The sequence below is a fragment of the Streptomyces rimosus genome (assembly GCF_008704655.1).
Taxonomy (GTDB): domain Bacteria; phylum Actinomycetota; class Actinomycetes; order Streptomycetales; family Streptomycetaceae; genus Streptomyces; species Streptomyces rimosus.
The window spans coordinates 6,993,010-7,017,280 of sequence record NZ_CP023688.1 but is presented as its reverse complement, the minus strand read 5'-3'; the positions used below and the strand labels follow the sequence as shown (position 1 = coordinate 7,017,280).

The following is a 24,271-nucleotide window of genomic DNA, read 5'->3' as shown; positions in this document are numbered from 1 at the left end:
TAAGGGGATCAATCACCCGCGCTCGGCAACGAGCGGCTACAGCGCGCCGTGACGACGCCATCGCCGGCCGTTGATCTGGCCCGGCTCCGCGCCGATGTGATACCTGACCCGCCGCCCGCGCACCCGGCGCGCCGGCGCGCGGCAGCCGCGCGGCCGGCACCCGCGCCCCAGCGCCGCGTGCGGGTCGCGCGCGGCACCGGCCGCGGCGAGCACGCCGGCCGGGCCCGGGAGCGGTCCCGGGCCGGGGCGGTGGAGGCGGGCGGTGGTCATGGGAGAGGTCAGCCCCGTCCGTGCCGGATGGCGGGGTGCGAGCCGGCCGCGACCAGGTCGGCGACGGCGGTCTTCGGGTCCTTGCCGGTGACCAGCGACTCGCCCACCAGGACGGCGTCGGCGCCCTCGTTGGCGTAGGCGATCAGGTCGTGCGGCCCGCGGACACCGGACTCGGCGATCTTGACGATGTGGTCGGGGATCTCCGGCGCGATGCGCGCGAAGTTCCCACGGTCCACTTCGAGGGTCTTCAGGTTGCGGGCGTTGACCCCGATGACGCGCGCACCGGCGTCCACGGCGCGCTGCGCCTCCTCCTCGTCGTGCACCTCGACCAGCGGCGTCAGGCCGATCGACTCGGCGCGCTCGATGAGCGAGACCAGCGCCTCCTGCTCCAGCGCGGCGACGATCAGCAGCGCCAGGTCGGCGCCGTACGCACGGGCCTCCCACAGCTGGTAGGCGGTGACGATGAAGTCCTTGCGCAGGACGGGGATGTCGACCCGGGCCCGGACGGCCTCCAGGTCGGCGAGCGAGCCGCCGAACTTGCGCTGCTCGGTCAGTACGGAGATGACGGCCGCGCCGCCCGCTTCGTAGTCGGCGGCCAGGCCGGCCGGGTCGGCGATGGCGGCGAGCGCGCCCTTGGACGGGCTGGAGCGCTTGACCTCGCAGATCACCGTGACGCTGTCGCCCTTGAGGGCCGCGGCGCCGTCCTTGGCCGGGCGCGCCTTGAGGGCCCGCTCCTTGAGCTCGTCGAGGCCGACGCGCGCCTGCCGCTCGGCGAGGTCGGCGCGGACTCCCTCGATGATCTCGTCGAGCACACTCACGCGAGCGGCCTCCTTCTTGAGCGGTGGAGGGTGACAGCCGGCCTCGGACCGGTGTCGCCCTGTCAGGCTCTCCGATGGTATCCGGCAAGGGGCAAAGGTCTCACATCCGGTTGACGGCGGTCCCACCAGGTGGACGGCCACGGCTCTGACGCGTCCGCGAAACAGCAGGTCAGGAGTGTTTTATCGAGCCTCCATGACCGGCCTCGCCACGCCCGGCGCAGGCGCCTCACCACCCCCCTGCACGGCTGATCCGCTACGGGGACAGGCCCGCCCCGAACGGAAGATTGCGGACCACCGTGAACGCGAGCAGCAGCCCGCCCAGCGCCCACCAGTGGACCGCCCGGGGCCGCGGTCCCGCCGTGGGGCGGCCGCGTGCGGCCCGTACGGTCCAGGCCGCCCAGAAAAGCGCGAAGGCCACGTAACCGACGACTGCGAGAAGGTTCGCGCCCGCGGCCGTGACCGGATCGCCGTGCGCGACGGCGTACGCGCTGCGCAGGCCGCCGCAGGCCGGGCAGTAGAGGCCGGTCAGGTCGAGCAGCGGGCACACCGGGTAGTGGCCGGGTTCGTTGGGATCGACGGCGCCCACGTAGGCGAAGGCGGCGACGACGGCCGCCAGCGTGCCGAGCGGCGCCCGCAGCCGCCGGACGGGGCCGGGCACGGAAACTGGCCCGCTGACCGGGCCCACCGGTTCACTCACGTGCCGATGGTGCTGCCGTACGGGGATCGGCGCAGCTTGCGGGCCGCCGTCCGGGGGACGGCACGGCCGCCCGTACGGGAAACGGCGCGTCCCTCCGGCCCTCGTACGGGTGGTGCCGCCGGGCACCTCGCTCGTACGGGCCGGAAAGCCGCGCCGTCACAGGATCCGCTGCCGCCGGGCCGGGCCCGGCGAGGGAGTCAGCCCTCCTGGGGCCGGACCTTGGCCTGGGAGCGCGCCGTCGCGCCCTTCTTGCCCGCCTGGCCGAGGCCGGCCGCGCGCATTACGCCGCCCACCACGGCGCCGAGGCCGATCAGGACCATGCCCGCCCAGAACCCGGGCACGTTGGCCAGCACGGTGAAGGCGCCGGCCACGCAGAAGCCGATGAACGAGATGATGACGCCGGTCCAGGCGGCGGGAGTGTGTCCGTGGCCACTGCTCGACATGAGTGCTCCTCGTAGCTTTTTTCGCGCCAGAGTCGGGGCGCGGTGATCCCTCGTCTCCATTGTCCCCGATGGCCGGGGGGCGGCCACTACCGGGTCGGGTCCTCGCCCCGGTCCAGGGACTTCCACATCTCTTCCGGCCGGTCCGGGTCGGCGGCGGCCCGGCGGCGCGGGCCGCGGGGGGCGGCGCCGGCCCGCTCGTAGCGCCCGGACATCGCGGGCCACTGGCGCCCGTACAGCAGCGCCAGCACCCCGGCGATCAGCAGCAGGAGGCCGCCGACGACCGCGGCCCAGGGCCAGAAGGTGTGCGAGACGCCGTGCACGCCGGCATCGGACAGCCCGGTCGCGGTGGCGGCCTTCTCGCGCAGCGCCCCGGTGTCGGAGATGCCCAGGTACGCGCCGGCGACGATGCCCAGGCCGCTGAGGGTGAGCAGCGCGGCGACCGCGATCCGGCCCGCCCCGCGCACCGCGAAGAGGGCCACCAGGGCGGCGAGGCCGACGATGGCGAGCGCGCCGGGCACGCCCGTCACGTCCTGGCCCGAGGCGGTCTGCGGCAGCTCGCCCTGGGCGACGACGGCGGTGGCCCTGGCCCAGGTGCGGCCGGAGGCCAGCAGGACGACGGCTGCGCCGGCCGCGCCGGCGATCAGCGCGAGCGCCAGGCTCTTTCCGCTGCGCGCGGGCTTGGCCGGCGGAGCCGACGCGGATACGGTCGCGCCGGCACGGGGGTGGTCTACGGCAGTCACGTCTACCACTGTACGGAGACGCCGCGCCCGGCCGCCGCCCGCGGTGCCCTCACCCGGCGGCCGTCCGCCCTGGAGAGCCGCGGAGGCCCGCCTCAGACCCGGCCCGGGAAGCCCGCGGCGTCCCGCCTCAGGCCCCCAGCCCGTTGGCCGTGTGCACCGCCCGCAGCACCGCCGCCGCCTTGTTGCGGCACTCCGTGTCCTCCGCCACCGGGTCGGAGTCCGCGACGACGCCCGCGCCCGCCTGGACGTACGCGGTGCCGTCCCGCAGCAGCGCGGTGCGGATCGCGATGGCGGTGTCGGAGTCGCCGGCGAAGTCCAGGTAGCCGACGCAGCCGCCGTACAGACCGCGCCGGCTGGGCTCCAGCTCCTCGATGATCTGCATGGCGCGCGGCTTCGGGGCGCCGGAGAGGGTGCCGGCGGGGAAGCAGGCGGTGAGCACGTCGAAGGCGGTGCGGCCGGGCGCCAGGCGGCCGGTCACCGTGGAGACGATGTGCATGACGTGGCTGTAGCGCTCGATGGACATGAAGTCGACGACCTCGACGCTGCCGGGTTCGCAGACCCGGCCCAGGTCGTTGCGGCCGAGATCGACGAGCATCAGGTGTTCGGCGCGCTCCTTGGGGTCGGCCATCAGCTCGTCGGCCAGGGCCTGGTCCTCCGGGACGCTCGCGCCGCGCGGCCGGGTGCCGGCGATGGGGTGCAGCGTGGCCTGCCCGTTCTCGACCTTGACCAGCGCTTCCGGGCTGGAGCCGACCACGTCGACGCCGTCCTCGAAGCGCAGCAGGTACATGTAGGGGCTGGGGTTGGTGGCGCGCAGCACCCGGTAGACGTCCAACGCCGAGGCGGTGCACCCGGTTTCGAAGCGCTGGGACGGTACGACCTGGAAGGCGTCGCCCGCGCGGATGCGCTCCTTGATGTCCTCGACCGCCTCCTGGTACGACGCGCCGCCCCACTTCGCCGTGTACGGGGGCAGTTCGGACGGCGGCAGGGCCGCGGCGCTCGCGGGGGCCGGGCGGGCCAGGTCGTAGGCCATGGCGTCCAGGCGGGCCACCGCGTCCGCGTACGCCTCGTCCACGCCCGTCTCCAGGTCGTTGTGGTTGATGGCGTTGGCGATCAGCAGGACCGTGCCGTTCCAGTGGTCCAGTACGGCCAGGTCGGAGGTGAGCAGCATGGTCAGCTCGGGCAGCCCGAGGTCGTCCGCCGTGCTGTCGCCGATCTTCTCCAGCCGGCGCACGATGTCGTAGCCGAGGTAGCCCACCATGCCGCCGGTGAAGGGCGGCAGGCCCTGGCCCTCTATGAGGTCCCGCGGGGTGTGCAGGGCCTCGACGGTGGCGCGCAGCGCGGCGAGCGGGTCGCCTTCGGTGGGCACGCCGACCGGCGGGGTGCCCAGCCAGTGGGCCTGCCCGTCGCGCACGGTCAGGGTGGCGGCGCTGCGGACGCCGATGAAGGAGTACCGGGACCAGGTGCGGCCGTTCTCGGCCGATTCGAGCAGGAAGGTGCCCGGGCGTTCGGCGGCCAGCTTGCGGTAGAGGCCCACCGGGGTGTCGCCGTCGGCGAGCAGGCGCCGGGTGACGGGGATGACCCGGCGGTCCTTCGCGAGCGTACGGAAGTTCTCCAGGTCCGGTGTGGCGGTGCCGGTGGTTCCCGAGGTCATGGCGCGGAGCCTACTGCCCTTCGGTGAGCACATCCTCATCGAAGCAGGTGCGGGCTCCGGTGTGGCAGGCAGCGCCGACCTGGTCGACCTTCACCAGGATCGTGTCCGCGTCGCAGTCCAGGGCGACGGACTTCACGTGCTGGACGTGTCCGGAGGTGTCGCCCTTGACCCAGTACTCCTGGCGGCTGCGGCTCCAGTACGTGCAGCGGCCGGTGGTGAGCGTGCGGTGCAGCGCCTCGTCGTCCATCCAGCCGAGCATCAGCACCTCGCCGGTGTCGTACTGCTGGGCGATGGCGGGGACCAGGCCGTCGGCGTCGCGCTTGAGGCGGGCGGCGACGGCGGGGTCGAGCTGGGAATCCAGGACGCGGCTGCTCATGGCTCCATTGTGCCGTGCGGCGGGTGCCCGGTGTGCCGGGTGCCGCCCCGGTGGCGCACGCGGCGGGCCGGCGTACGGCATGCTGCACCCATGACCCGCCAGCCGCCGCCTCCGGACGCCGATCGCACGGCGAAGGTCGCGTCGGTGGTGCTGCTCGCGATCTTCGTCGCCGGGCTGGTGGTCGCCGCTGTCCTGCTGCTCAGCAGCTGAGGCCGTACGGCCGCGGGCCGCGCCGTCCGGTGACGCGATCCGGACGCACCCGGCACGGCAGGGCCGCGCGGCACCGTGGCACCCGTCGATCCCCGGCCGTAGGCTGGCCCCATGTCGACCCATGCGAACCGCGAACGGCTGTTGCTGGCGGACCTGCTGGAGGGCGCCGGGCCCGACGCGCCGACGCTGTGCGAGGGCTGGAAGACCCGCGATCTCGCCGCCCATGTGGTGGTGCGCGAGCGGCGCGCGGACGCGGCCGGCGGTCTGCTCATCAAGCCGCTGGCGGGCCGCCTGGAGCGGGTGCAGCGGGAGTTCGCCGCGAAGCCGTACGACGAGCTGGTGCGGCTGATCCGGACCGGTCCGCCCCGGATGTCGCCGTTCGCGCTCAAGCAGATCGACGAGGCGTCGAACACCGTCGAGTTCTATGTGCACGCCGAGGACGTACGGCGTGCGCAGCCGGACTGGACGCCGCGCGAGCTGGACCCGGTCTTCTCGGACGCGCTGTGGTCGCGGCTGGAGAAGATGGCGCGGGTGCTGGGCCGCAAGTCGCCGGTGGGGCTGGTGCTGCGCCGCCCGAACGGCCAGACCGCGGTGGCCCACCGCGGCACCCCGGTCGTCACGGCCACCGGCGGGCCGGGCGAGCTGGTGCTGTTCGTCTACGGGCGGCAGTCGGCGGCCGATGTCGAGCTGGACGGGGACAAGGACGCGGTGGCCAGGGTGCTGGAGGCCCAGCTCGGGCTGTGAGCCCGGGGTGCGCCGGTCGCACCCCGGGCCCTCCCCCCGGGGCCCCTACCGTGTCCGCGCGATCTCGTAGAGACCGCCCGGCTCCTGGAGTTCCAGCGCGCGCAGCCGCCGGTAGTCCTCCTCGATCTGCCGCGCGTCCTCGTGCAGGAGGTAGCAGACGCCGGGCGAGGTCGCCGAGTCCACGGTGGGGCTGAGGTATTCGCCCGCCCGTACGCCGAGGAAGTGGTCGGCGTACGAGGGCAGCTCGCGCAGCCGCTCGAAACCGTCCAGGGAGAGCAGCCGGCCCGCGAACGGGGAGATCAGCGAGACGTAGCGCAGGCCGGTGCGCGGCTCGGCCGGGACCGCGGCGCGGGCGGCGAAGGCGGCCGGGTCGCTGCCGGCCAGGGCGGCCAGTTCCACATGGTTGGTGCCGAAGCAGCGGCTGACCACGTGCGGCAGGATGCTGCCGGCCAGCCGGGCGCCGGTCTCGATCAGGACGGGCCCCTCGCCGGTCAGCATGACCTCCGAGTGCGCGGGCCCGTACCGCACGCCGAGCGCGTCCAGAACGCCCAGGAGGTACGGCCTGAGGGCGGCGGCAGCGGGATCGTCCGCGGCCAGCGGCTCCTCGTAGTCGTAGATCGCCGCCCCGCCGCGGCCGCGCCGCTTGTGGTAGCGCCAGATCTCCGCGATGTGGTGGCGTCCCGCGACGCTGACGGTGTTGGCGAAGTACTCGGTTCCGGCCAGGCGTTCCTGGAGGACGACGGTCTTGTTGCGGGCGCCCTGGATGTTGGACGAACCGAGGATGTGGTTGAAGGCGGTGCACAGTTCGACCGGATCGGCGCAGAAGAAGACGTTGTCGGTGCCCGCGCTGTCGGCGGGTTTGACCACCAGCGGCCACCTGCCGTGCGCCCGCGCCCATGCGTAGGCCGTGTCGAAGCGCGAGGTGCGCAGGGTGTCGGGGGCGCGCAGCCCGTGGGCCCGTACGGCCATGGCCATGTCGTACTTGTCGCGCCGCACCCGCCGCTCGTCCGGGGCGTTCCCGGGCAGGCCGAGGTGGCGGGCGAGGGTGTCGGTGAGGTCGACGGCCGTCTCGTTGCCGGGCAGGACGAAGGCGGGAGCGGACGGGCGGACCGCCTCCAGCAGGGCCTCCAGGTCGCCGTCGTACAGCAGGGTCTCGGTGAAAGCGCCCTGCGGGAAGGTGCGCTGGAGGTAGTCGGGGATGTCGGGTGAGCTTTGCACATGGACGCACTTGACACCGCGTTCGGCGAGGACGGCCGGCAGGAAGCGGCCGGTGGAGTAGGCGTCAACGATCAGACACTGCATGGAGCTTGCCTTCCTGGACCGCCGCGGCCGGGGGCGCGCCCCGCCGGGCCAGCAGCCCGAACGCGATGAAGACGGTGATCACGGCGATGCCGGCGGTCGACGGCACCGAGAATGTCAGCCGGTCGTCGGCCGGCTGGATCAGCAGGGTCAGGCCCGGGGCCAGCGAGCAGATCATGGAGGCGGTCATCGGAGTCACCTTCCGCACCCCGATCTGCACCAGGTACGCGGGGATCGAGACGCCGATGACGGCCACCACCGCGCCCGGCACCAGCGCCCGGCCCAGCTGCTCGGTGCCGGAGAACGCGGCCAGCGTCCAGCCGACGGCCGCCACCAGGGCGAACCGCAGGCCCATGACGGTGGGCACGTCCACCCCGGCGGCGCCCAGCCGGGCGGAGAAGACGACGTTGGCGGCCCCGCCGGCGCCGGAGGCGACCGCGGCGCACAGGCCCAGCGTCATGGCCAGAGCGGCGCGGTCCCCCACGCCGCTGTGGCCGTCCAGCGACGCCCAGACCAGGCCGGCCAGGGTGAGCAGGATGCCGAGCGCGGAGAGGAGTTCGCCCGGCAGGACGCGGTCCCGCTTCCACCACAGGACCTGGAGGAGGACGGTGCAGGCGGGGCCGATGGCGATGGACACGACGTTGGCGACGGCCGGTTCCATGAGCTTGAGGGCGTACAGCAGGGTCAGCCAGGTGACGGCCGTGGTGATGTTGAGGACGACCAGGTCGGCGGCGTGCGCCCGGATGACGGCCCGCAGCCGGGCCGGACGCAGCCGTACGACGGCGAGCAGGCAGAAGAGCGCCCCGGTGAGCGTGAAGGCGACCGCGGCCACGCTCCCCGGGTCCACCTGCTGCAGGCGCTCCGAGGCGAAGACGTCCACCAGCGCGGAGAAGAGACTGAAGACGAACAGCGCGGCCACGGTGACTCCTCAGGGACGCGGGCGCGGCCCGAAGACCGCCTCGCCGACGCGGACCGTGGTCGCGCCTTCCGCCACCGCGGTCTCGAAGTCGGCGCTCATCCCCATACTGAGCTCGCGCAGGCCGTGTTCGGCGGCCAGTGCGCGCAACAGCCGGAAGTGCGGGCGCGGGTCGCCGCCGTAGGGCGGAATGCACATCAGGCCGACGACGGGCAGCCCGTACGTGCCCACGCACTCCTTGACGAACGCGTCCACCCCGGCGACCGGCACCCCGCTCTTGTGCGGTTCGTCGCCGGTGTTGACCTGCACGAAGCAGTCCGGGCGGCGGCCGGTGCGCTCCATGGCGGCGGCCAGGGCCGCGGCCAGGCGGGGCCGGTCCAGGCTGTGCAGGACGTCGAAGGCGCCGACGGCCGCCGCGGCCTTGTTGGTCTGGAGCGGTCCGATGAGGTGGAGGCGGGTGCCGGGGTAGCGCTCCTGTAGGGGCGGCCACTTGCGCTGGGCCTCCTGTACGCGGCTCTCGCCGTAGTGGCGGTGGCCGGCCTCCAGGGCGGCGGTGAGCGCGGGCGTGCCGTGGAACTTGCTGACGGCGACGAACCGTACGTCCCGGGGCGCCACCCCGGCCCGCTCGCAGGCCAGGCCGAGGCGGCGGGCGACGGCGGCCAGGCGCTCCGCGATACCGCCGTGCTCCGCGGTACCGCCGGGCTCCCCGGTGGCCCGGCGGTCCGCGGCGTCCGGGTCCCCCACGGCCCGGCGCTCGGCGGTCATGCGTCCGGCTCCGTGCGGTACCGGTTGTACCGGCCGTCCCAGATGCTGAAGTACTTCCAGGCGGAGTCGAACAGCACGGTGACCACGACCTCTTCCGGCGGAAGCGTCCTGGCCAGCCGCTGGGCGGCGAAGATGTTGCCGCCCGCGGTGGGCCCGACGGGCAGGCCCTCCTCGGAGATGAGGCGTTTCATGGTGCTCCAGCCGTCGTCGCCGGTGATCAGTTCGACCTCGTCGACGAGTTCCTCGCGCAGGTTGGACGGGACCTTGCCCGGGCCCAGGCCCATCAGGTTGTGGGTGTGGTGCTCGAAGGGCAGGCCGTTGCGCTTGGCGTACAGGGCGGCCGAGCGGTCCACCTCGACGGCCCATGTGCGCAGGCCGGGGTGGGCGCCCTTGAGGACGTCGGCGATGCCGGTGAAGGTGCCGCCGGTGCCGAGGGAGCAGATGAAGTGGCCGGGGGTCCGCCCGGCCGCGCGCAGATCGGTGACGATCTCGTGGCCGCAGGAGCGCCAGGCGCGCCAGTTGAGTGCGTTGGTGGACTGGTCGAGGAAGTGGCTGCCGGGGTTCTCGGCCGTGTAGCGCCGGGCGGTCTCCTCGCCCTCCAGGAGGAAGCCGTCCGCGGAGGTCTCGACGACCGTGCCGCCCCATGACGCGATCTGTTTCCTGCGTTCTTCGGTCATGCCCTCCGGCATGACGATGACGACGCGATATCCGCGCTGTGCGCCGACCCGGGACAGCGCGGCGCCGCCATTTCCGGTCGAGCATTCGACCAGGGTCATTCCGGGACTGATCGTTTTGGCCTTCTCCAGTTCGTCGATCATATAGGAGAAGACCCGGTCCTTGTGGCTTCCGGTGGGATTGCGGAATTCACACTTGGCGAATATCCGGGCGGCTCCCGGCTCGGCAATGCGGCATAGTTCGTACAATTCCGTGCGGCCGGTCTCGGCGCCGGGATCGGTCGTGCTCACACAAAACTCCTCGGGCGTGCCTGAACGGTTGTGCTCCGGCGTGCGGGAAAGTGACGGAAAGGACCAAGAAGGTGCGTGCGCCGGCGTGCGGCGCTGTTTTCCCGCGGCCTCAGCCCAGGACGTTGACGCGCCCGGTGCCCGGGTCGACGGCGATACGGATGACCGAGCGGACCGCGATGCCGAAGCACTCGGCGATCCGCTCGCGGCCGCCGTTCTCCGGCTTCTCCACCGCCACCAGCACTTCCTCGACCCGTGCGCCGGCCTTACGGACGGCCTCGATCAGGGCGATGAGGGTGCCGCCGGTGCTGATCGTGTCGTCGACGATCGTCACCCGGTCCCCCGGTTCGACGCCGTTGATGTAGAGCGTGCCCGTGAAGTATTCGCTGTCGACGGGCACCGAGATGCCATGGCCGCTCAGGTCGTAGGTGTACCAGCGGGCCACCGCGAGCGGCAGTCCCACGGCCAGCGACACCGCGCTGCCAAGGATGGCGCCCTTGTCCTCCTCGACCAGGATCTTCCCGGCCTCGAAGTCCCCCAGCTCGATCAGCCGCCGGGTCGCCTCCGCGAGCACCTCGGGGCGGAGTGCGGGTGATTGGTCGGTGAATTCGTTGACGGTGGTGATGTGCCGTCCGGATTTTACGGTCGGCGCTCCCGCGTACACGTCTTCCAGCAACATCGGCATTTCTGGATCTTCCCCCCGTAAACCCATTGCGCTGCCGCCGATTCGGCGAATGCAGCTGTTTTAGCGCCGCAAAGGTAGAAAGCGCAATGGTCACCCCTGCTTCTGCCCGAAAACGGTCTGTTCGCCCTGGGACCCCTGTGTCGCACGCCGGTTCACGCCCCCTGCCACCTGCGCGCCGCTCCGCACGACCACGCGCCCCCTCCCTCTCCGCGTGGCTGAAAATCGCCCCTTAAAGGGAATCAAAAAGGGTCGCTAACGCGCCAGGCTTCGTAACCCGCCAGACAACTCCAGCCCCAGATGCGCCATGAGAATGCGCGTGAGCTCCCGGGCGGCCCGCGGCGGCGAGACATCTCCCCGGTGGGCCACCGAGATCACCCGGTGCATGTCCGGGGTGGCGAAGCGGGTGACGCGCAGTCCGGAGCGTTCGGCGACCATGCTCGGTACGACCGCGACGCCCAGCCCGGCGCGTACGAATCCCAGTACCGCGTCCATCTCGCCGCCCTCCACGGTGAAGACCGGTTCGAAACCGGCAGCGCGGCAGGCCGCCACGGTGAACTCCCGCAGGTCGTAGCCGCGCCGGAACATCGCCAGCGGATGGTCCCGGAGGTCTTCGACGCGCATCCGGCGCCCGCGCCCCGCCGGGGCCGGGTGGTCCGGCGCCGAGACCACGACCAGTTCCTCCCGCAGCAGTTCGGCGGTGGCCAGCGCCGGGGCCTGCTCCGGCAGCGGGGTGATGATGAGCGCGAGGTCCAGCTCGCCGGCCGCCAGGACCCGTACGAGATCCTGCGAACCGTCCTCGTGGACGACCAGGTCGACGCCCGGGTAGGCGGCGTGGAAGACGCTCAGCACGTCCGGGACCAGGCTCGCGCACAGGCTGGGCGGCGCGCCGAGCCGCAGCCGGCCGCGCCGCAGCTGCGCCACCTCCTGCACCTCGCGCCGCGCTGTCTCGGTGTCGGCGAGGATGCGCCGGGCCAGCGGCAGCAGGGTGCGGCCCGCGTCGGTGAGGGTGATGTGGCCGCGCGCCCGGTGGAACAGCTCGGCGCCCAGCTCCCGCTCCAGGGCCCTGATCTGCTGCGACAGCGAGGGCTGTGCGACGTGCTCGCGTTCGGCGGCGCGGGTGAAGTGGCGGGTGTCGGCGACCGCGGCGAAGTAGCGGAGCTGCTGGAGCTGCATACGGCCGATGATAGGCGTCGATAGCCAAAGGCTATGGAGATGAGCCGTTCCATGTCTTGGACTGATGGGCCGGTCGGTCCCTACCGTCGGGACCCATGGCACTGGACACCCGGACGGATCGGCGGCCGTCCTTCGCGGGCCTGCTGTGGCACTCGACCGTCGGCAAGAAAACCGCGATGGCGGTCAGCGGCGTGGTGATGCTGCTGTACCTGGTCGCGCACATGATGGGCAACCTCAAGATCTTCTTCGGTCCCGATGAGCTCAACGGCTACGGGCACTGGCTGCGGACCGTCGGCGAACCCTTCCTGCACCACGAGTGGTTCCTGTGGATCGCGCGGGTGGTGCTGCTGGCCGCCGTCCTCACCCACGGGGTCGCCGCCTTCCAGCTCAGCCGCCGCGACATCAAGGCGCGGCCGAGCAAGTACGTCCACAAGAAGGCGCGCACCAGCTACGCCACCCGCACCATGCGCTGGGGCGGCGTCATCCTCGCGCTGTTCATCGTCTGGCACATCCTGGACCTCACGACGCTGACGGTGAACCCGCGCGCCGAGGCCGGCCACCCGTACGAGAACCTGATCGCGTCCTTCGACCGCTGGCCCGTCACCACGCTCTACATCGTGGCGATGCTCGCCCTCGGCCTGCACATCCGGCACGGATTCTGGAGCGCCGCGCAGACGCTGGGCGTGGGCAGCGCCGCCCGGGACCGGGTGCTCAAGACCGTCGCCAACCTCCTCGCCCTGGTGCTGACGGCGGGCTTCGTCGCGGTACCGGTGGCCGTCGTGACCGGAGCAGTGAGCTGACCATGACCACGTACACCGATTACCGGACCGGGGAGCCGGTCGCCGACACCAAGGCGCCCGAGGGCCCGGTCGCCGAACGCTGGGACACCCGCCGCTTCCGGGCCAAGCTGGTCAACCCGGCCAACCGCCGCAAGCACACCGTCATCGTCGTCGGCACCGGCCTGGCCGGCGGCTCCGCGGGTGCCACCCTCGCCGAACAGGGCTACCACGTGGTCCAGTTCTGCTACCAGGACTCGCCGCGCCGCGCCCACTCGATCGCCGCGCAGGGCGGCATCAACGCGGCGAAGAACTATCGCAACGACGGCGACTCCGTACACCGCCTGTTCTACGACACCGTCAAGGGCGGCGACTTCCGGGCCCGCGAGTCCAATGTGCACCGCCTGGCGCAGATCTCCGTGGAGATCATCGACCAGTGCGTGGCGCAGGGCGTGCCGTTCGCCCGGGAGTACGGCGGCCTGCTGGACACCCGCTCCTTCGGCGGCGTCCAGGTCTCCCGTACGTTCTACGCCCGCGGCCAGACCGGACAGCAGCTGCTGCTCGGCGCCTACCAGGCGCTCTCCCGCCAGATCGCCGCCGACAACGTCGAGATGCACCCGCGTACGGAAATGCTCGACCTGATCGTCATCGACGGCCGGGCGCGCGGCATCGTCGCCCGCGACCTGGTCACCGGCCGGATCGACACGTACTTCGCGGACGCCGTGGTGCTCGCCTCCGGCGGCTACGGCAACGTGTTCTACCTGTCGACCAACGCCATGAACTCCAACGCCACCGCCATCTGGCGGGCCCACCGGCGCGGCGCGTACTTCGCCAACCCCTGCTTCACCCAGATCCACCCCACCTGCATCCCGCGCACCGGCGACCACCAGTCCAAGCTGACGCTGATGAGCGAGTCGCTGCGCAACGACGGCCGCATCTGGGTGCCGAAGGCCAAGGGCGACACCCGCCCGCCCGCCGAGATCCCCGAGGCGGAACGCGACTACTACCTGGAGCGGATCTACCCCTCCTTCGGCAACCTCGTCCCCCGCGACATCGCCTCCCGCGCCGCCAAGAACGTGTGCGACGAAGGACACGGCGTCGGGCCCGGCGGCCAGGGCGTCTACCTGGACTTCGCGGACGCCATCGCCCGGATGGGCCGCAAGGCCGTCGAGGAGAAGTACGGCAACCTCTTCGACATGTACGAGCGGATCACCGCCGAGAACCCGTACGAGGTGCCGATGCGGATCTACCCCGCCGTGCACTACACGATGGGCGGCCTCTGGGTCGACTACGACCTCCAGACCACCGTGCCCGGCCTGTTCGCCATCGGAGAGGCCAACTTCTCCGACCACGGCGCCAACCGGCTCGGCGCGTCCGCCCTCATGCAGGGCCTGGCCGACGGCTACTTCGTCCTGCCGTCGACGATCAACGACTACCTGGCCCGCAACCCCCACCACGACGAGGTCACCACCGACCACCCCGCCGTCCAGGAAGCCCTGGCCCAAACCGAGGACCAGCTCAACCTCCTGCTGTCCATCGACGGCGACCGCACCCCCGACTCCTTCCACCGCGAACTGGGCGAGCTGATGTGGGAGCTGTGCGGCATGGCCCGTACGGAGACCGGCCTGCGCAAGGCGCTGGACCGCATCCCGCAGATCCGCGAGGAGTTCTGGCGCCGCGTCAAGGTGCCCGGCACCGGCGAGGAGCTCAACCAGTCCCTGGAGAAGGCCAACCGTATCGTCGACTACCTGGAACTGGCCGAGCTGATGTGCCTCGACGCGCTGCACCGCGCCGAGTCCTGCGGCGGCCACTTCCGCGAGGAGTCGCAGACCCCGGACGGCGAGGCCGCCCGCCGCGACGAGGAGTTCTCCTACGCCGCGGCCTGGGAGTTCACCGGCACCGGCACGGCTCCCGTCCTGCACAGGGAAGACCTGGTCTTCGAGTACGTCCACCCCACCCAGCGGAGCTACGCATGAAGCTCACCCTGCGCGTCTGGCGCCAGCGCGACGCCGGCGCCGAAGGCGGCATGACCACCTACGACGTGGACGGCATCTCGCCCGACATGTCGTTCCTGGAAATGCTCGACACCCTCAACGAAGAACTGATCCTCAAGGGCGACGACCCGGTCGCCTTCGACCACGACTGCCGCGAGGGCATCTGCGGCGCCTGCAGCCTCGTCATCAACGGCGAAGCACACGGCCCGGAGCGCACCACCAGCTGCCAGCTGCACATGCGCTCCTTCCGGGACGGCGACACCATCGACGTCGAGCCGTGGCGCGCGGCGGCCTTCCCCGTCGTACGGGACCTGGTCGTCGACCGCTCCGCCTTCGACCGGATCATCCAGTCCGGCGGCTACATCACCGCGCCGACCGGCGCCGCGCCCGAGGCGCACGCCACGCCCGTGCCGAAGCCGGACGCGGACACCGCCTTCGAGCACGCCGAGTGCATCGGCTGCGGCGCGTGCGTGGCGGCCTGCCCGAACGGTTCGGCGATGCTGTTCACCTCGGCCAAGGTCAACCATCTCAACGTGCTCCCCCAGGGCGCGCCCGAACGCGAGTCGCGGGTCCTGGACATGGTGGCCACGATGGACGAGGAGGGCTTCGGCGGCTGCACCCTCACCGGCGAGTGCGCCACCGCCTGCCCCAAGGGCATCCCGCTGTTCAGCATCACCAGGATGAACCGGGAGTACGTACGGGCGGCCCGCAAGGGCAGGCGGTGAAACGGCCGCGGTCGTCCGGAACCCGGTGGGCCGCCCGCCCCGCTCAGTCGAACGCGCCGTGCCGGCGCAGCCAGGCCATCGGGTCCACGGCGGACCCGTAGTCCGGGGTGGCCCGGACCTCGAAGTGCAGGTGCGGTCCGGTGACGTTGCCGGTGGCACCGGACCGCCCGATGCGCTCCCCGGCGCCGACGCTGCTGCCTTCCGCCACCCGGATCTGCGAAAGATGCGCGTACTGCGTGTACGAGCCGCTGTGGTGCCGGATGACGACCTCGTACCCGTACGCGCCGCCCCAGCCGGCCTTCACCACGGTCCCGCCGCGGGCGGCGCGCACGGCGGTCCCCACCGGCACGGCGAAGTCCTGCCCCGTGTGCGCGCGGGCCCAGTGACTTCCCCCGGCCCCGAACCCGGCGGTGAGCGCGCCACCGCTGACGGGCCGTACGGCATCACCGGCCGCGGCCCGCACGGCGGGCCGCTCGGCGGAGCGCGCGGCGCGTTGCTTCGGTTTCGCGGCCGTACCGCTCAGCTTCAGTTTCGTACCGACCTTGATCAGGTCGGGATTGCCTCCGACCGCTGCGCGATTGCTCGCATACAGCTTGCTCCAGCCGCCCTCGACCCGGTGCTTCGCGGCGATCTCGGAGAGGCTGTCGCCGGGGGCGACGGTGTACGTCCCACCGTCCGCCGCGGAGGCGACGGACGCGCCGACGACCGGCAGCGCGAGAGTGGCCGCCGCGGTCGAGGCGCGGGTCAGTAATCGCCCCGCGCCACTGCGGCGACGCGGGGCTCGGTGACGGCCGGTCGGCGAAAACATCATGGCGAGGTTTCCTTCCGGTGGGCATCCGGGATCCGAACGCGAGAACGGTAGGGAGCCCCCGACCATGAACACAAGCACCACGCGGGAATCGGGCAGCGACTGACCCGATAGGCCCGTTACGCGCCCGGGTTCCGCCTTCTCCCAGCCCCGTTCACGTTTCCTCGCCGTCACTCGGACGCAACCCGGCCTCGAACAAGCCGTGTGCACCGGTGCGTACTTGTCCCCCGGCACGACGCCTCTGCCGCCTGCCGCGCGCAACGCTTTCACAGACGGCCTTGCGCGCCATCCTCTCTACCGGCACACCCAATTCCTCGGCCTCGGCATACAGTTCGGCCAGTTCTTCCGCGGTAAAAGCAACCGTGATCGCAGGCATGCCCGCAGGCTAGGGCACCGCACGGTGCGCTCGTCCCCCTACCGCCGTCACGGGGGACCGGGCGGACATGCGTTCTCCCGCCTCAGGCATCCGGCCGCTCTCTTCCTTGATGCCTCACCGGTACGCCACGGTGCGCACACGCGCCGAGGCGCCCTCCACCGGGATGTGAAGGGCGCCTCGAACCCGCATGAACCAGGGTCGGATCACCGCACCGGATGCCCCGCCCCCCGCAGCGTCTCCTTCACCTCGCCGATACGCAGGTCCCCGAAGTGGAACACCGAGGCGGCCAGTACCGCGTCCGCGCCGGCCTCGACCGCCGGGGGGAAGTCGGCCAGGCGGCCGGCGCCGCCGCTGGCGATGACGGGGACGGTGACGTGTTTGCGGACGGCGGCGATCATCTCGGTGTCGTAGCCGTCCTTGGTGCCGTCGGCGTCCATGGAGTTCAGGAGGATCTCGCCGGCGCCGAGGTCGGCGGCGCGGTGGGCCCATTCGACGGCGTCGATGCCGGTGCCTCGGCGGCCGCCGTGGGTGGTGACCTCGAAGGAGCCGGTCTCGGTGCGGCGGGCGTCGACGGACAGGACCAGGACCTGGCTGCCGAAGCGTTCGGCGATCTCGCGGATCAGGTCGGGGCGGGCGATGGCGGCGGTGTTGACGCCGACCTTGTCGGCGCCGGCGCGCAGGAGTTTGTCGACGTCCTCGGGCGTGCGGACGCCGCCGCCGACGGTGAGGGGGATGAAGACCTGTTCGGCGGTGCGGCGGACCACGTCGTAGGTGGTCTCGCGGTTGCCGGAGGAGGCCGTGATGTCGAGGAAGGTCAGCTCGTCGGCGCCCTCCTGGCCGTAGATCTTGGCCATTTCGACGGGGTCGCCGGCGTCGCGCAGGTTCTTGAAGTTGACGCCCTTGACGACCCGGCCGTTGTCCACGTCCAGGCAGGGGATGACTCGGACCGCCAGGGTCATGTGCTCGTGGCCTCTCTGAATGCTTCGAGTTCGACTTCGACCAGTACGCGCGAGTCGGCGAAGCCGGAGACCACGACCAGGGTCGCGGTGGGCCGTACGGCGTCGAAGAGTTCCTTGTGGGCGCGGGCCGCCGCGTCCACGTCACGGGCGTGGGTCAGGTACATACGGGTGCGGATGACCGCGTCGGCGCCGAGCCCGAACGGCTCCAGCGCCGCCAGCGCGTTGGAGAAGGCGACCTTGGTCTGCTCGTACGGGTCGCCCTCCCCGTACAGCACGCCGCCGACCAGTGGCATCGTGCCGGCGACCAGGACGCGGTCGCCGGCCGCCACGGCGCGCGCGAATCCGATCTCCTCTTCCCAGGGACTGTCGGTCTGCGCGCGCTCGATGGTCATGACGAAACGGCCTCCAATGCCTCTTCCAGGGTGAACGCCTTGGCGTAGAGCGCCTTGCCCACGATCGCGCCCTCCACGCCCTCCGGCACCAGTGTGGCGATGGCGCGCAGGTCGTCCAGGGAGGAGACGCCGCCGGAGGCGACAACCGGCCGGTCCGTCGCGGCGCAGACGCCCCGCAGCAGTTCCAGGTTGGGGCCCTGGAGGGTGCCGTCCTTGTTGATGTCGGTGACGACGTAGCGGGCGCAGCCCTCGGAGTCGAGGCGGGCCAGCGTCTCGTAGAGGTCGCCGCCGTCGCGGGTCCAGCCGCGGCCGCGCAGCGTGGTGCCGCGGACGTCCAGGCCGACGGCGATCTTGTCGCCGTGCTCGGCGATGACCTTGGCGACCCACTCCGGGGTCTCCAGCGCGGCCGTACCGAGGTTGACGCGCTTGCAGCCGGTGGCGAGCGCGGCCTCCAGGGAGGCGTCGTCGCGGATGCCGCCGGACAGTTCGACCTTGATGTCCATCGAGCGGGCCACCTCGGCGATCTGCGCGCGGTTGTCGCCGGTGCCGAACGCCGCGTCGAGGTCGACCAGGTGCAGCCACTCGGCACCCGCGCGCTGCCAGGCCAGCGCGGCCTGCAGCGGGTCGCCGTACGACGTCTCGGAGCCGGACTCGCCGTGCACGAGGCGGACCGCCTGGCCGTCGCGGACGTCGACGGCGGGGAGGAGTTCGAGCTTGCTCATCGCGGAGGGTCCTAGAGGGTCTGGGTCCAGTTGGACAGCAGCTGGGCGCCGGCGTCGCCGGACTTCTCGGGGTGGAACTGGGTGGCCCACAGCGGGCCGTTCTCGACGGCGGCGACGAACGGCTCGCCGTGCGTGGCCCAGGTGACCTGGGGTGCGCGCATGTTGGGGTTGCCGACTTCCAGCTCCCAGTCGCGTACGGCGTAGGAGTGCACGAAGTAGTAGCGCGCGTCGGCGGGCAGCCCGGCGAACAGGCGCGAGCCCTCGGCGGCCTGGACGGTGTTCCAGCCCATGTGCGGGACCACGTCGGCCTTCAGCGGGCCGACCGTGCCGGGCCACTCGTCCATGCCCTCAGTCTCCACGCCGTGCTCGATGCCACGGGAGAAGAGGATCTGCATGCCGACGCAGATGCCCATGACGGGGCGTCCGCCGGCCAGGCGGCGACCGATGACCCAGTCGCCGCGGGCCTCGCGCAGGCCCTTCATGCAGGCGGCGAAGGCGCCGACGCCGGGGACCAGCAGTCCGTCGGCGTTCATCGCCTTGTCGTAGTCACCGGTGATCTCCACCTCGGCGCCGACGTGGGCGAGGGCGCGCTCGGCGGAGCGGACGTTGCCGAAGCCGTAGTCGAAGACGACGACCTTCTTCGCGGGTGCGGTACTCAATTCCACACATCCAGACGGAGAATGCCGGCGGCCAGGCACATGGCCGAGCCGATGCCCAGCAGGACGAGCACGCTCTTGCCCATCCCCTGCTTCCAGAAGGAGTAGAGCCCGCCGAGCAGGAAGAGGCCGAGCACGATGAAGACGGTGGACAGGCCGTTCACAGCGCTCCCTTGGTCGAGGGGAGGATGCCGGCGGCGCGCGGGTCGCGTTCGCTGGCGTAGCGCAGCGCGCGGGCCAGCGCCTTGAACTGGCACTCCACGATGTGGTGGGCGTTGCGGCCGTACGGCACGTGGACGTGCAGGGCGATCTGCGCCTGCGCCACGAAGGACTCCAGGATGTGCCGGGTCATCGTGGTGTCGTACGTGCCGATCATCGGCGCGATGTTCTCCGGCTCGGTGTGCACCAGGTAGGGGCGGCCGGAAAGATCGACGGTCACCTGGGCCAGCGACTCGTCCAGCGGGACGGTGCAGTTGCCGAAGCGGTAGATGCCGACCTTGTCGCCGAGGGCCTGCTTGAAGGCGGCGCCCAGCGCGAGGGCGGTGTCCTCGATGGTGTGGTGGGTGTCGATGTGCAGGTCGCCGTCGGTCTTGACCTTGAGGTCGAAGAGGCCGTGCCGGCCGAGCTGGTCGAGCATGTGGTCGTAGAAGCCGACGCCTGTCGACACGTCCACCTGGCCGGTGCCGTCGAGATCGATCTCGACGAGCACCGAGGTCTCCTTCGTGGTGCGCTCCACGCGCCCAACGCGGTTCATCGGTTCTCCTTCAGTACTGCACGGACCGCGTCGAGAAACGCGTCGTTCTCGGCCGGGGTTCCCGCGGTGACCCGCAGCCAGCCCGGTACACCGTTGTCACGGACCAGGACGCCCTGGTCGAGGATGGCCTGCCAGGTGGCGTGCTGGTCCTCGAACCGCCCGAACTGGACGAAGTTGGCGTCCGAGTCGACCACCTCGCAGCCGATGGCGCGCAGCTCGTCCACCAGCCGGTCGCGCTCGGCCTTGAGCTGCTCGACGTACTTCAGGAGCGTGTCGGTGTGCTCCAGGGCGGCGAGCGCGGTGGCCTGGGTGACGGACGAGAGGTGGTACGGCAGGCGGACGAGCTGGACGGCGTCGACCACGGCGGGGTCGGCGGCCAGATAGCCCAGGCGCAGGCCGGCGGCGCCGAACGCCTTGGACATGGTGCGCGAGACGACCAGGTTGGGGCGGCCCTCGATCAGCGGGAGCAGCGAGGGGCGGTGGCTGAACTCGCCGTACGCCTCGTCCACCACGACCAGCGCGCCGCCGGTGTCGGCGCGGGCCGCCTGCGCGGCCTCGTACAGCGCGAGAACCGTTTCGGCGGCGACGGCGGTGCCGGTGGGGTTGTTGGGCGAGCAGATGAAGACCACGTCGGGCCGGTGCTCGCCGATGGCCGCGACGGCGGCCTCCACGTCGATGGTGAAGTCGTCGTTGCGCGGGCCGGAGAGCCAGCCGGTGCCGGTGCCGCGGGAGATCAGGCCGTGCATCGAGTACGAGGGCTCGAAGCCGATGGCGGTGCGGCCGGGCCCGCCGAAGGTCTGGAGCAGCTGCTGGATGACCTCGTTGGAGCCGTTGGCGGCCCAGACGTTCGCGGCGGTGACCTCATGGCCGCCGGTGCGCGTCAGATAGGCGGCCAGCGCCGTGCGCAGCTCGACCGCGTCCCGGTCGGGGTAGCGGTTCAGTTCGCGGGCGGCCTCGGTGACCCGCTCGGCGATCCGCCGCACCAGCGGTTCGGGCAGCGGGTACGGGTTCTCGTTGGTGTTCAGGCGTACGGGGACGTCCAGCTGCGGCGCGCCGTACGGGGACTTGCCGCGCAGCTCGTCCCGGATGGGAAGGTCGTCGATCTTCGTCACGTGCTCGCTCACTCGCCCTGCGGGATCTTCCAGTCGAACCTTGCCTTCAGCGCCGCGCCGTGGGCCGGGAGGTCCTCGGCCTCGGCGAGGGTCACCACATGGTGGGCGACCTCGGCCAGCGCGTCGCGGCTGTAGTCCACGACATGGATGCCGCGCAGGAACGACTGGACGGACAGGCCCGAGGAGTGGCAGGCGCAGCCGCCGGTGGGCAGCACGTGGTTGGAGCCGGCGCAGTAGTCGCCGAGCGAGACGGGGGCGTACGGGCCGACGAAGATCGCGCCGGCGTTGCGGACGCGGGCGGCGACCGCGGAGGCGTCGGCGGTCTGGATCTCCAGGTGCTCGGCGCCGTACGCGTCGACCACCTTCAGGCCCTCGTCCACGCCGTCCACCAGCACGATCGCGGACTGCCGCCCGGCCAGCGCGGTGCTGATCCGCTCGGTGTGCTTCGTCGCGGCCACCTGGGTCTTCAGCTCGGTCTCGACGGCGGCGGCCAGTTCGGCCGAATCGGTGACCAGGACGGCGGCGGCGAGCGTGTCGTGCTCGGCCTGGCTGATCAGGTCGGCGGCGACGTGCGCGGCGTCGGCGGTGGCGTCCGCGAGGACCGCGATCTCGGTGGGCCCGGCCTCCGCGTCGATGCCGATCCGGCCCTTGAGCAGGCGCTTGGCGGCGGCGACGTAGATGTTGCCGGGGCCGGTGACCAGGTTGACCGGGCGGCACTCCTCGGTGCCGTACGCGAACATCGCGATCGCCTGGGCGCCGCCGGCCGCGTACACCTCGTCCACGCCGAGCAGGGCGCAGGCGGCGAGGATGGTCGGGTGGGGCAGGCCGCCGAACTCCGCCTGCGGCGGGGAGGTGACGGCGACCGCGTCGACGCCCGCCTCCTGCGCGGGCACGACGTTCATGACCACGGAGGACGGGTAGACGGCCAGGCCACCGGGTACGTACAGGCCGACACGCTCGACCGGGACCCAGCGCTCGGTGACCGTGCCGCCGGGCACGACCTTGGTGGTGACGTCGGTGCGGCGCTGCTCGCGGTGGACGATCCGGGCGCGCCGGATCGACTCCTCCAGGGCGGCTCGTACGGCCGGGTCCAGCTCCGCGAGCGCGCGCTCCAGCGCCTCGGCGGGCACCCGTACGCGCTCGATGGCGACACCGTCGAACCGATGGGCGTACTCGATCAGCGCGGCCGTCCCACGATGGCGCACGTCCTCGCAGATGGGCCGCACCTTCTCCAGGGCGGCTTCCACGTCGAACTCGGCACGGGGCAGCAGGTCGCGCAGGGCGGCGCCCTCGGGGAGGGCGTCACCGCGCAGATCGATTCGGGAGATCACCCCTCCAGTGTCTCAGACCCGTTCCCGGGCGCGGCCGCCCGTATCAGTCGGTGATACACAGCACCGCGGACCGCGCGGACCCCACCGGACCTGGCGGAAGACCGGCCGGAACCGGACCTCACGGTTCGTGTTGAGCCGGTCACTCAGCGGGAATGGGGCTCGTACGGGCGTACGGAGTGACGGGGCTGACGCGCGGGACACCGGGCGTACGGGAAACCGCTGGACGCGGACGCCCGTACGCGGGACCGTACGGACCCGCCCGGGGGAGCGGGAGACACGGGGAACAGCGGGGAAAGGGGGACATCAGGTGGCCACGCCGGAGGAGGGCGACGCGCCGGCGGAGCTCATGCTCAACCCGGCCGAATGGAGCATGTGGCAGGCGTTCCGCAACGGCAGCACCTGCGATCTGCGCACCGGCGACCCGGCCAGGGACGACCCGCACGGGCAGTTCCGGTGGGGCCCGGACCGGCGGGTGCGCGCCCGCATCCTGGCGCTCCTGCTGCTGGAGGGGCCGCCGGCGCAGCCCGGCCGGGTCTCCGCGCTGAAACTGGCGGGTGCGTACATCACCGACACTCTCGACCTTGCGGGCGGCACGATCAAGCCATTCGTGGAGCTGCGCGACTGCCGCTTCCAGAACGAGATCGTGCTGCCCGAGAGCCGCTTCACCACACTGCGCATGGTGGGCTGCGCGATACCCCGGTTCGAGGCGGCCCGGCTGCACACCGAGGGCGATCTGCACCTGCCGCGCTGCGTCGTGCGCTCCGGCATCCGGCTGACCGACGCGCACATCGGCACGGACCTGCTGCTCAACCAGACGGTGGTGCACAAGGACCGGCAGGGCCGGTCGGTGATGGCGGACGGGCTCACCGTCGCCCAGGACCTCCAGGCCGAGATGATGGAGTCCTACGGGGAGCTGTCGCTGCGCGGCGCGACGATCGGCGTGTCGCTGAGCCTGCGCGGCAGCCGGCTGAGCAACCCGTACGGCCGCCGCGCCCTGAACGCCCCGCAGATGACGGTCGAGCGCACGCTGTACCTGACCGGCGCGGGCCTGGCCAACTCGCCGTTCTCCAGCACGGCCGCCACTCCCCCGTACGGCATCGCCCACACCCCCACCCGGGGCACCCGCCTGCAGCGCTTCGAGTGCGAGGGCGGGATGCGGCTGGACGACGGGCGGTTCGGCGACGCCGTCGACTTCGAGCAGGCGCGCTTCATCATGGAGCCCGACCAGGAGCTGTCGCTGCGCCGCATCCAGACCCCCGAGCTGCGCTTCCTGGGCGAGCGGCCGCAGCGCGGGCGGGTCATCCTCTCCGGCGCCCGGGTCGTCAACCTGGTCGACAAGGCGGCGAGCTGGCCGGGGCTGGGCGGGCTGTGGATGGCGGGCTTCACCTACGAGACGCTGATCCCCCGCGGGCACTTCCCGCTGTCCCGGCGGGTGGAGTGGGTGGCCGCCGCCACACCGGAGTACGCCCCCGAGCCGTACGAGATGCTCGCCGCCGCCCTGCGCCGCAGCGGCGAGGACTCCGACGCGCGTGAGGTGCTGCTCGCCAAGCAGCGGCGGCGGCGCGAGACGCTGCCGCTGGCCGCCAAGGCGTGGGGCGTCCTCCAGGACTGGACGGTGGCGTACGGCTACCGTCCTGGGCGGGCCGCGGTGTGGATGGCGTTCCTGTGGGCGCTCGGCACGGTCTACTTCGCCCAGTACCCGCCCCCGGCGCTCAAGCCCGGCGAGGCGCCGCCCTGGAACCCGTACCTCTACTCCCTCGATCTGCTGCTGCCGGTGATCGACCTCTACCAGGGCTCGTCGTGGAAGCCGGACGGCGCGTCCCAGTGGGTGGCCGCGATCATGATTCTGACGGGCTGGGTGCTGGCGACGACGGTCGCGGCGGGCGCGTCACGGCTGCTGCGGCGGCAGTAGGAGCG

The 24,271-nt window shown here is 72.1% G+C and carries 28 protein-coding genes; 5 read left to right on the top strand and 23 right to left on the bottom strand.

The annotated features are described in order from the left end of the window. Window positions 1-36: 36 nt before the first annotated feature. From trpM to hisI, 7 genes are all read right to left on the bottom strand, one after another. Complete coding sequence (gene trpM, locus CP984_RS30705; protein WP_032923097.1) at window positions 37-270, bottom strand: tryptophan biosynthesis modulator TrpM; 234 nt, start codon at window positions 268-270, stop codon at window positions 37-39. 8 nt (window positions 271-278) lie between these two features. After that, window positions 279-1,088 (bottom strand): indole-3-glycerol phosphate synthase TrpC, encoded by an 810-nt coding sequence (gene trpC, locus CP984_RS30700; protein ID WP_003984396.1) that lies wholly within the window; start codon window positions 1,086-1,088, stop codon window positions 279-281. 253 nt (window positions 1,089-1,341) lie between these two features. After that, on the bottom strand, window positions 1,342-1,785 hold the full coding sequence (locus tag CP984_RS30695; protein WP_100246670.1) for a DUF2752 domain-containing protein: 444 nt from the start codon (window positions 1,783-1,785) through the stop codon (window positions 1,342-1,344). A gap of 197 nt (window positions 1,786-1,982) precedes the next feature. Continuing rightward, complete coding sequence (locus CP984_RS30690) at window positions 1,983-2,228, bottom strand: HGxxPAAW family protein (RefSeq protein WP_003984398.1); 246 nt, start codon at window positions 2,226-2,228, stop codon at window positions 1,983-1,985. An 86-nt stretch (window positions 2,229-2,314) separates the two neighbouring features. Then, window positions 2,315-2,968, bottom strand: a complete 654-nt coding sequence (locus CP984_RS30685; RefSeq protein ID WP_003984399.1) for a TIGR02234 family membrane protein — start codon at window positions 2,966-2,968, stop codon at window positions 2,315-2,317. Window positions 2,969-3,095: 127 nt separating this feature from the next. After that, window positions 3,096-4,619: an anthranilate synthase component I gene (locus CP984_RS30680; protein ID WP_003984400.1), complete on the bottom strand. Its 1,524-nt coding sequence runs from the start codon at window positions 4,617-4,619 to the stop codon at window positions 3,096-3,098. A gap of 10 nt (window positions 4,620-4,629) precedes the next feature. Beyond that, window positions 4,630-4,995 carry a phosphoribosyl-AMP cyclohydrolase gene (hisI, locus tag CP984_RS30675; RefSeq protein ID WP_003984401.1) on the bottom strand — a complete coding sequence of 122 codons (366 nt, stop codon included), beginning with the start codon at window positions 4,993-4,995 and terminating at the stop codon, window positions 4,630-4,632. Window positions 4,996-5,316: 321 nt separating this feature from the next. Between hisI and CP984_RS30670 the strand changes: the two genes are divergently transcribed. Beyond that, a complete protein-coding gene (locus CP984_RS30670) occupies window positions 5,317-5,949 on the top strand; it encodes a TIGR03085 family metal-binding protein (protein ID WP_003984402.1) in 633 nt (210 codons plus the stop codon). A 45-nt stretch (window positions 5,950-5,994) separates the two neighbouring features. On the opposite strand, the gene CP984_RS30665 is transcribed toward CP984_RS30670, so the two are convergent. From CP984_RS30665 to CP984_RS30640, 6 genes are all read right to left on the bottom strand, one after another. Then, window positions 5,995-7,251: an ATP-grasp domain-containing protein gene (locus CP984_RS30665; protein ID WP_003984403.1), complete on the bottom strand. Its 1,257-nt coding sequence runs from the start codon at window positions 7,249-7,251 to the stop codon at window positions 5,995-5,997. Further along, the gene (locus CP984_RS30660) at window positions 7,232-8,167 is read right to left on the bottom strand and encodes an EamA family transporter (protein WP_003984404.1); all 936 of its coding nucleotides are present in this window, start codon (window positions 8,165-8,167) and stop codon (window positions 7,232-7,234) included. The genes CP984_RS30665 and CP984_RS30660 overlap by 20 nt, the downstream gene beginning before the upstream one ends. 9 nt (window positions 8,168-8,176) lie before the next feature. Continuing rightward, window positions 8,177-8,929 carry a YggS family pyridoxal phosphate-dependent enzyme gene (locus CP984_RS30655; RefSeq protein WP_003984405.1) on the bottom strand — a complete coding sequence of 251 codons (753 nt, stop codon included), beginning with the start codon at window positions 8,927-8,929 and terminating at the stop codon, window positions 8,177-8,179. Beyond that, window positions 8,926-9,894 carry a cysteine synthase family protein gene (locus CP984_RS30650; RefSeq protein ID WP_003984406.1) on the bottom strand — a complete coding sequence of 323 codons (969 nt, stop codon included), beginning with the start codon at window positions 9,892-9,894 and terminating at the stop codon, window positions 8,926-8,928. The genes CP984_RS30655 and CP984_RS30650 overlap by 4 nt, the downstream gene beginning before the upstream one ends. A 109-nt stretch (window positions 9,895-10,003) precedes the next feature. Then, window positions 10,004-10,576, bottom strand: a complete 573-nt coding sequence (locus CP984_RS30645) for a phosphoribosyltransferase family protein (RefSeq protein WP_003984407.1) — start codon at window positions 10,574-10,576, stop codon at window positions 10,004-10,006. Window positions 10,577-10,828: 252 nt separating this feature from the next. Then, window positions 10,829-11,749, bottom strand: coding sequence for a LysR family transcriptional regulator (locus CP984_RS30640; RefSeq protein ID WP_003984408.1), 921 nt, complete (start codon window positions 11,747-11,749; stop codon window positions 10,829-10,831). A gap of 95 nt (window positions 11,750-11,844) precedes the next feature. Here CP984_RS30640 and CP984_RS30635 point away from each other — a divergent pair, with 95 nt between their 5' ends. From CP984_RS30635 to CP984_RS30625, 3 genes are read left to right on the top strand one after another with little or no spacing between them, the layout of a single operon-like run. After that, window positions 11,845-12,549 carry a succinate dehydrogenase cytochrome b subunit gene (locus CP984_RS30635; RefSeq protein WP_003984409.1) on the top strand — a complete coding sequence of 235 codons (705 nt, stop codon included), beginning with the start codon at window positions 11,845-11,847 and terminating at the stop codon, window positions 12,547-12,549. Window positions 12,550-12,551: 2 nt separating this feature from the next. Further along, window positions 12,552-14,501 (top strand): fumarate reductase/succinate dehydrogenase flavoprotein subunit, encoded by a 1,950-nt coding sequence (locus CP984_RS30630; protein WP_003984410.1) that lies wholly within the window; start codon window positions 12,552-12,554, stop codon window positions 14,499-14,501. After that, window positions 14,498-15,244 (top strand): succinate dehydrogenase/fumarate reductase iron-sulfur subunit, encoded by a 747-nt coding sequence (locus CP984_RS30625; protein WP_003984411.1) that lies wholly within the window; start codon window positions 14,498-14,500, stop codon window positions 15,242-15,244. Before CP984_RS30630 ends, CP984_RS30625 begins: the two co-directional genes overlap by 4 nt. A 43-nt stretch (window positions 15,245-15,287) precedes the next feature. Here CP984_RS30625 and CP984_RS30620 read toward each other — a convergent pair whose 3' ends face one another. The 10 genes from CP984_RS30620 to hisD form a co-directional block, all read right to left on the bottom strand. Beyond that, window positions 15,288-16,055, bottom strand: a complete 768-nt coding sequence (locus CP984_RS30620; protein WP_003984412.1) for a M23 family metallopeptidase — start codon at window positions 16,053-16,055, stop codon at window positions 15,288-15,290. A 151-nt stretch (window positions 16,056-16,206) separates the two neighbouring features. Further along, window positions 16,207-16,428 (bottom strand): hypothetical protein, encoded by a 222-nt coding sequence (locus CP984_RS30615; RefSeq protein ID WP_078575715.1) that lies wholly within the window; start codon window positions 16,426-16,428, stop codon window positions 16,207-16,209. Window positions 16,429-16,631: 203 nt separating this feature from the next. Continuing rightward, window positions 16,632-17,387, bottom strand: coding sequence for an imidazole glycerol phosphate synthase subunit HisF (hisF, locus tag CP984_RS30610; RefSeq protein WP_003984413.1), 756 nt, complete (start codon window positions 17,385-17,387; stop codon window positions 16,632-16,634). After that, on the bottom strand, window positions 17,384-17,779 hold the full coding sequence (locus CP984_RS30605; RefSeq protein WP_003984414.1) for a Rid family hydrolase: 396 nt from the start codon (window positions 17,777-17,779) through the stop codon (window positions 17,384-17,386). Before CP984_RS30605 ends, hisF begins: the two co-directional genes overlap by 4 nt. After that, on the bottom strand, window positions 17,776-18,501 hold the full coding sequence (gene priA / locus CP984_RS30600) for a bifunctional 1-(5-phosphoribosyl)-5-((5-phosphoribosylamino)methylideneamino)imidazole-4-carboxamide isomerase/phosphoribosylanthranilate isomerase PriA (protein ID WP_003984415.1): 726 nt from the start codon (window positions 18,499-18,501) through the stop codon (window positions 17,776-17,778). Before priA ends, CP984_RS30605 begins: the two co-directional genes overlap by 4 nt. Window positions 18,502-18,512: 11 nt before the next feature. After that, window positions 18,513-19,166 (bottom strand): imidazole glycerol phosphate synthase subunit HisH, encoded by a 654-nt coding sequence (hisH, locus tag CP984_RS30595; RefSeq protein WP_030184653.1) that lies wholly within the window; start codon window positions 19,164-19,166, stop codon window positions 18,513-18,515. Beyond that, window positions 19,157-19,321, bottom strand: a complete 165-nt coding sequence (locus tag CP984_RS41560) for a hypothetical protein (protein ID WP_003984417.1) — start codon at window positions 19,319-19,321, stop codon at window positions 19,157-19,159. The genes hisH and CP984_RS41560 overlap by 10 nt, the downstream gene beginning before the upstream one ends. After that, complete coding sequence (gene hisB / locus CP984_RS30590; RefSeq protein WP_003984418.1) at window positions 19,318-19,911, bottom strand: imidazoleglycerol-phosphate dehydratase HisB; 594 nt, start codon at window positions 19,909-19,911, stop codon at window positions 19,318-19,320. Before hisB ends, CP984_RS41560 begins: the two co-directional genes overlap by 4 nt. Continuing rightward, window positions 19,908-21,023: a histidinol-phosphate transaminase gene (locus tag CP984_RS30585; protein WP_030184652.1), complete on the bottom strand. Its 1,116-nt coding sequence runs from the start codon at window positions 21,021-21,023 to the stop codon at window positions 19,908-19,910. Before CP984_RS30585 ends, hisB begins: the two co-directional genes overlap by 4 nt. 8 nt (window positions 21,024-21,031) lie before the next feature. After that, window positions 21,032-22,354, bottom strand: a complete 1,323-nt coding sequence (gene hisD, locus CP984_RS30580; RefSeq protein WP_003984420.1) for a histidinol dehydrogenase — start codon at window positions 22,352-22,354, stop codon at window positions 21,032-21,034. Window positions 22,355-22,700: 346 nt separating this feature from the next. Between hisD and CP984_RS30575 the strand changes: the two genes are divergently transcribed. After that, the gene (locus CP984_RS30575) at window positions 22,701-24,266 is read left to right on the top strand and encodes a hypothetical protein (RefSeq protein WP_043980202.1); all 1,566 of its coding nucleotides are present in this window, start codon (window positions 22,701-22,703) and stop codon (window positions 24,264-24,266) included. Window positions 24,267-24,271: the final 5 nt, after the last annotated feature.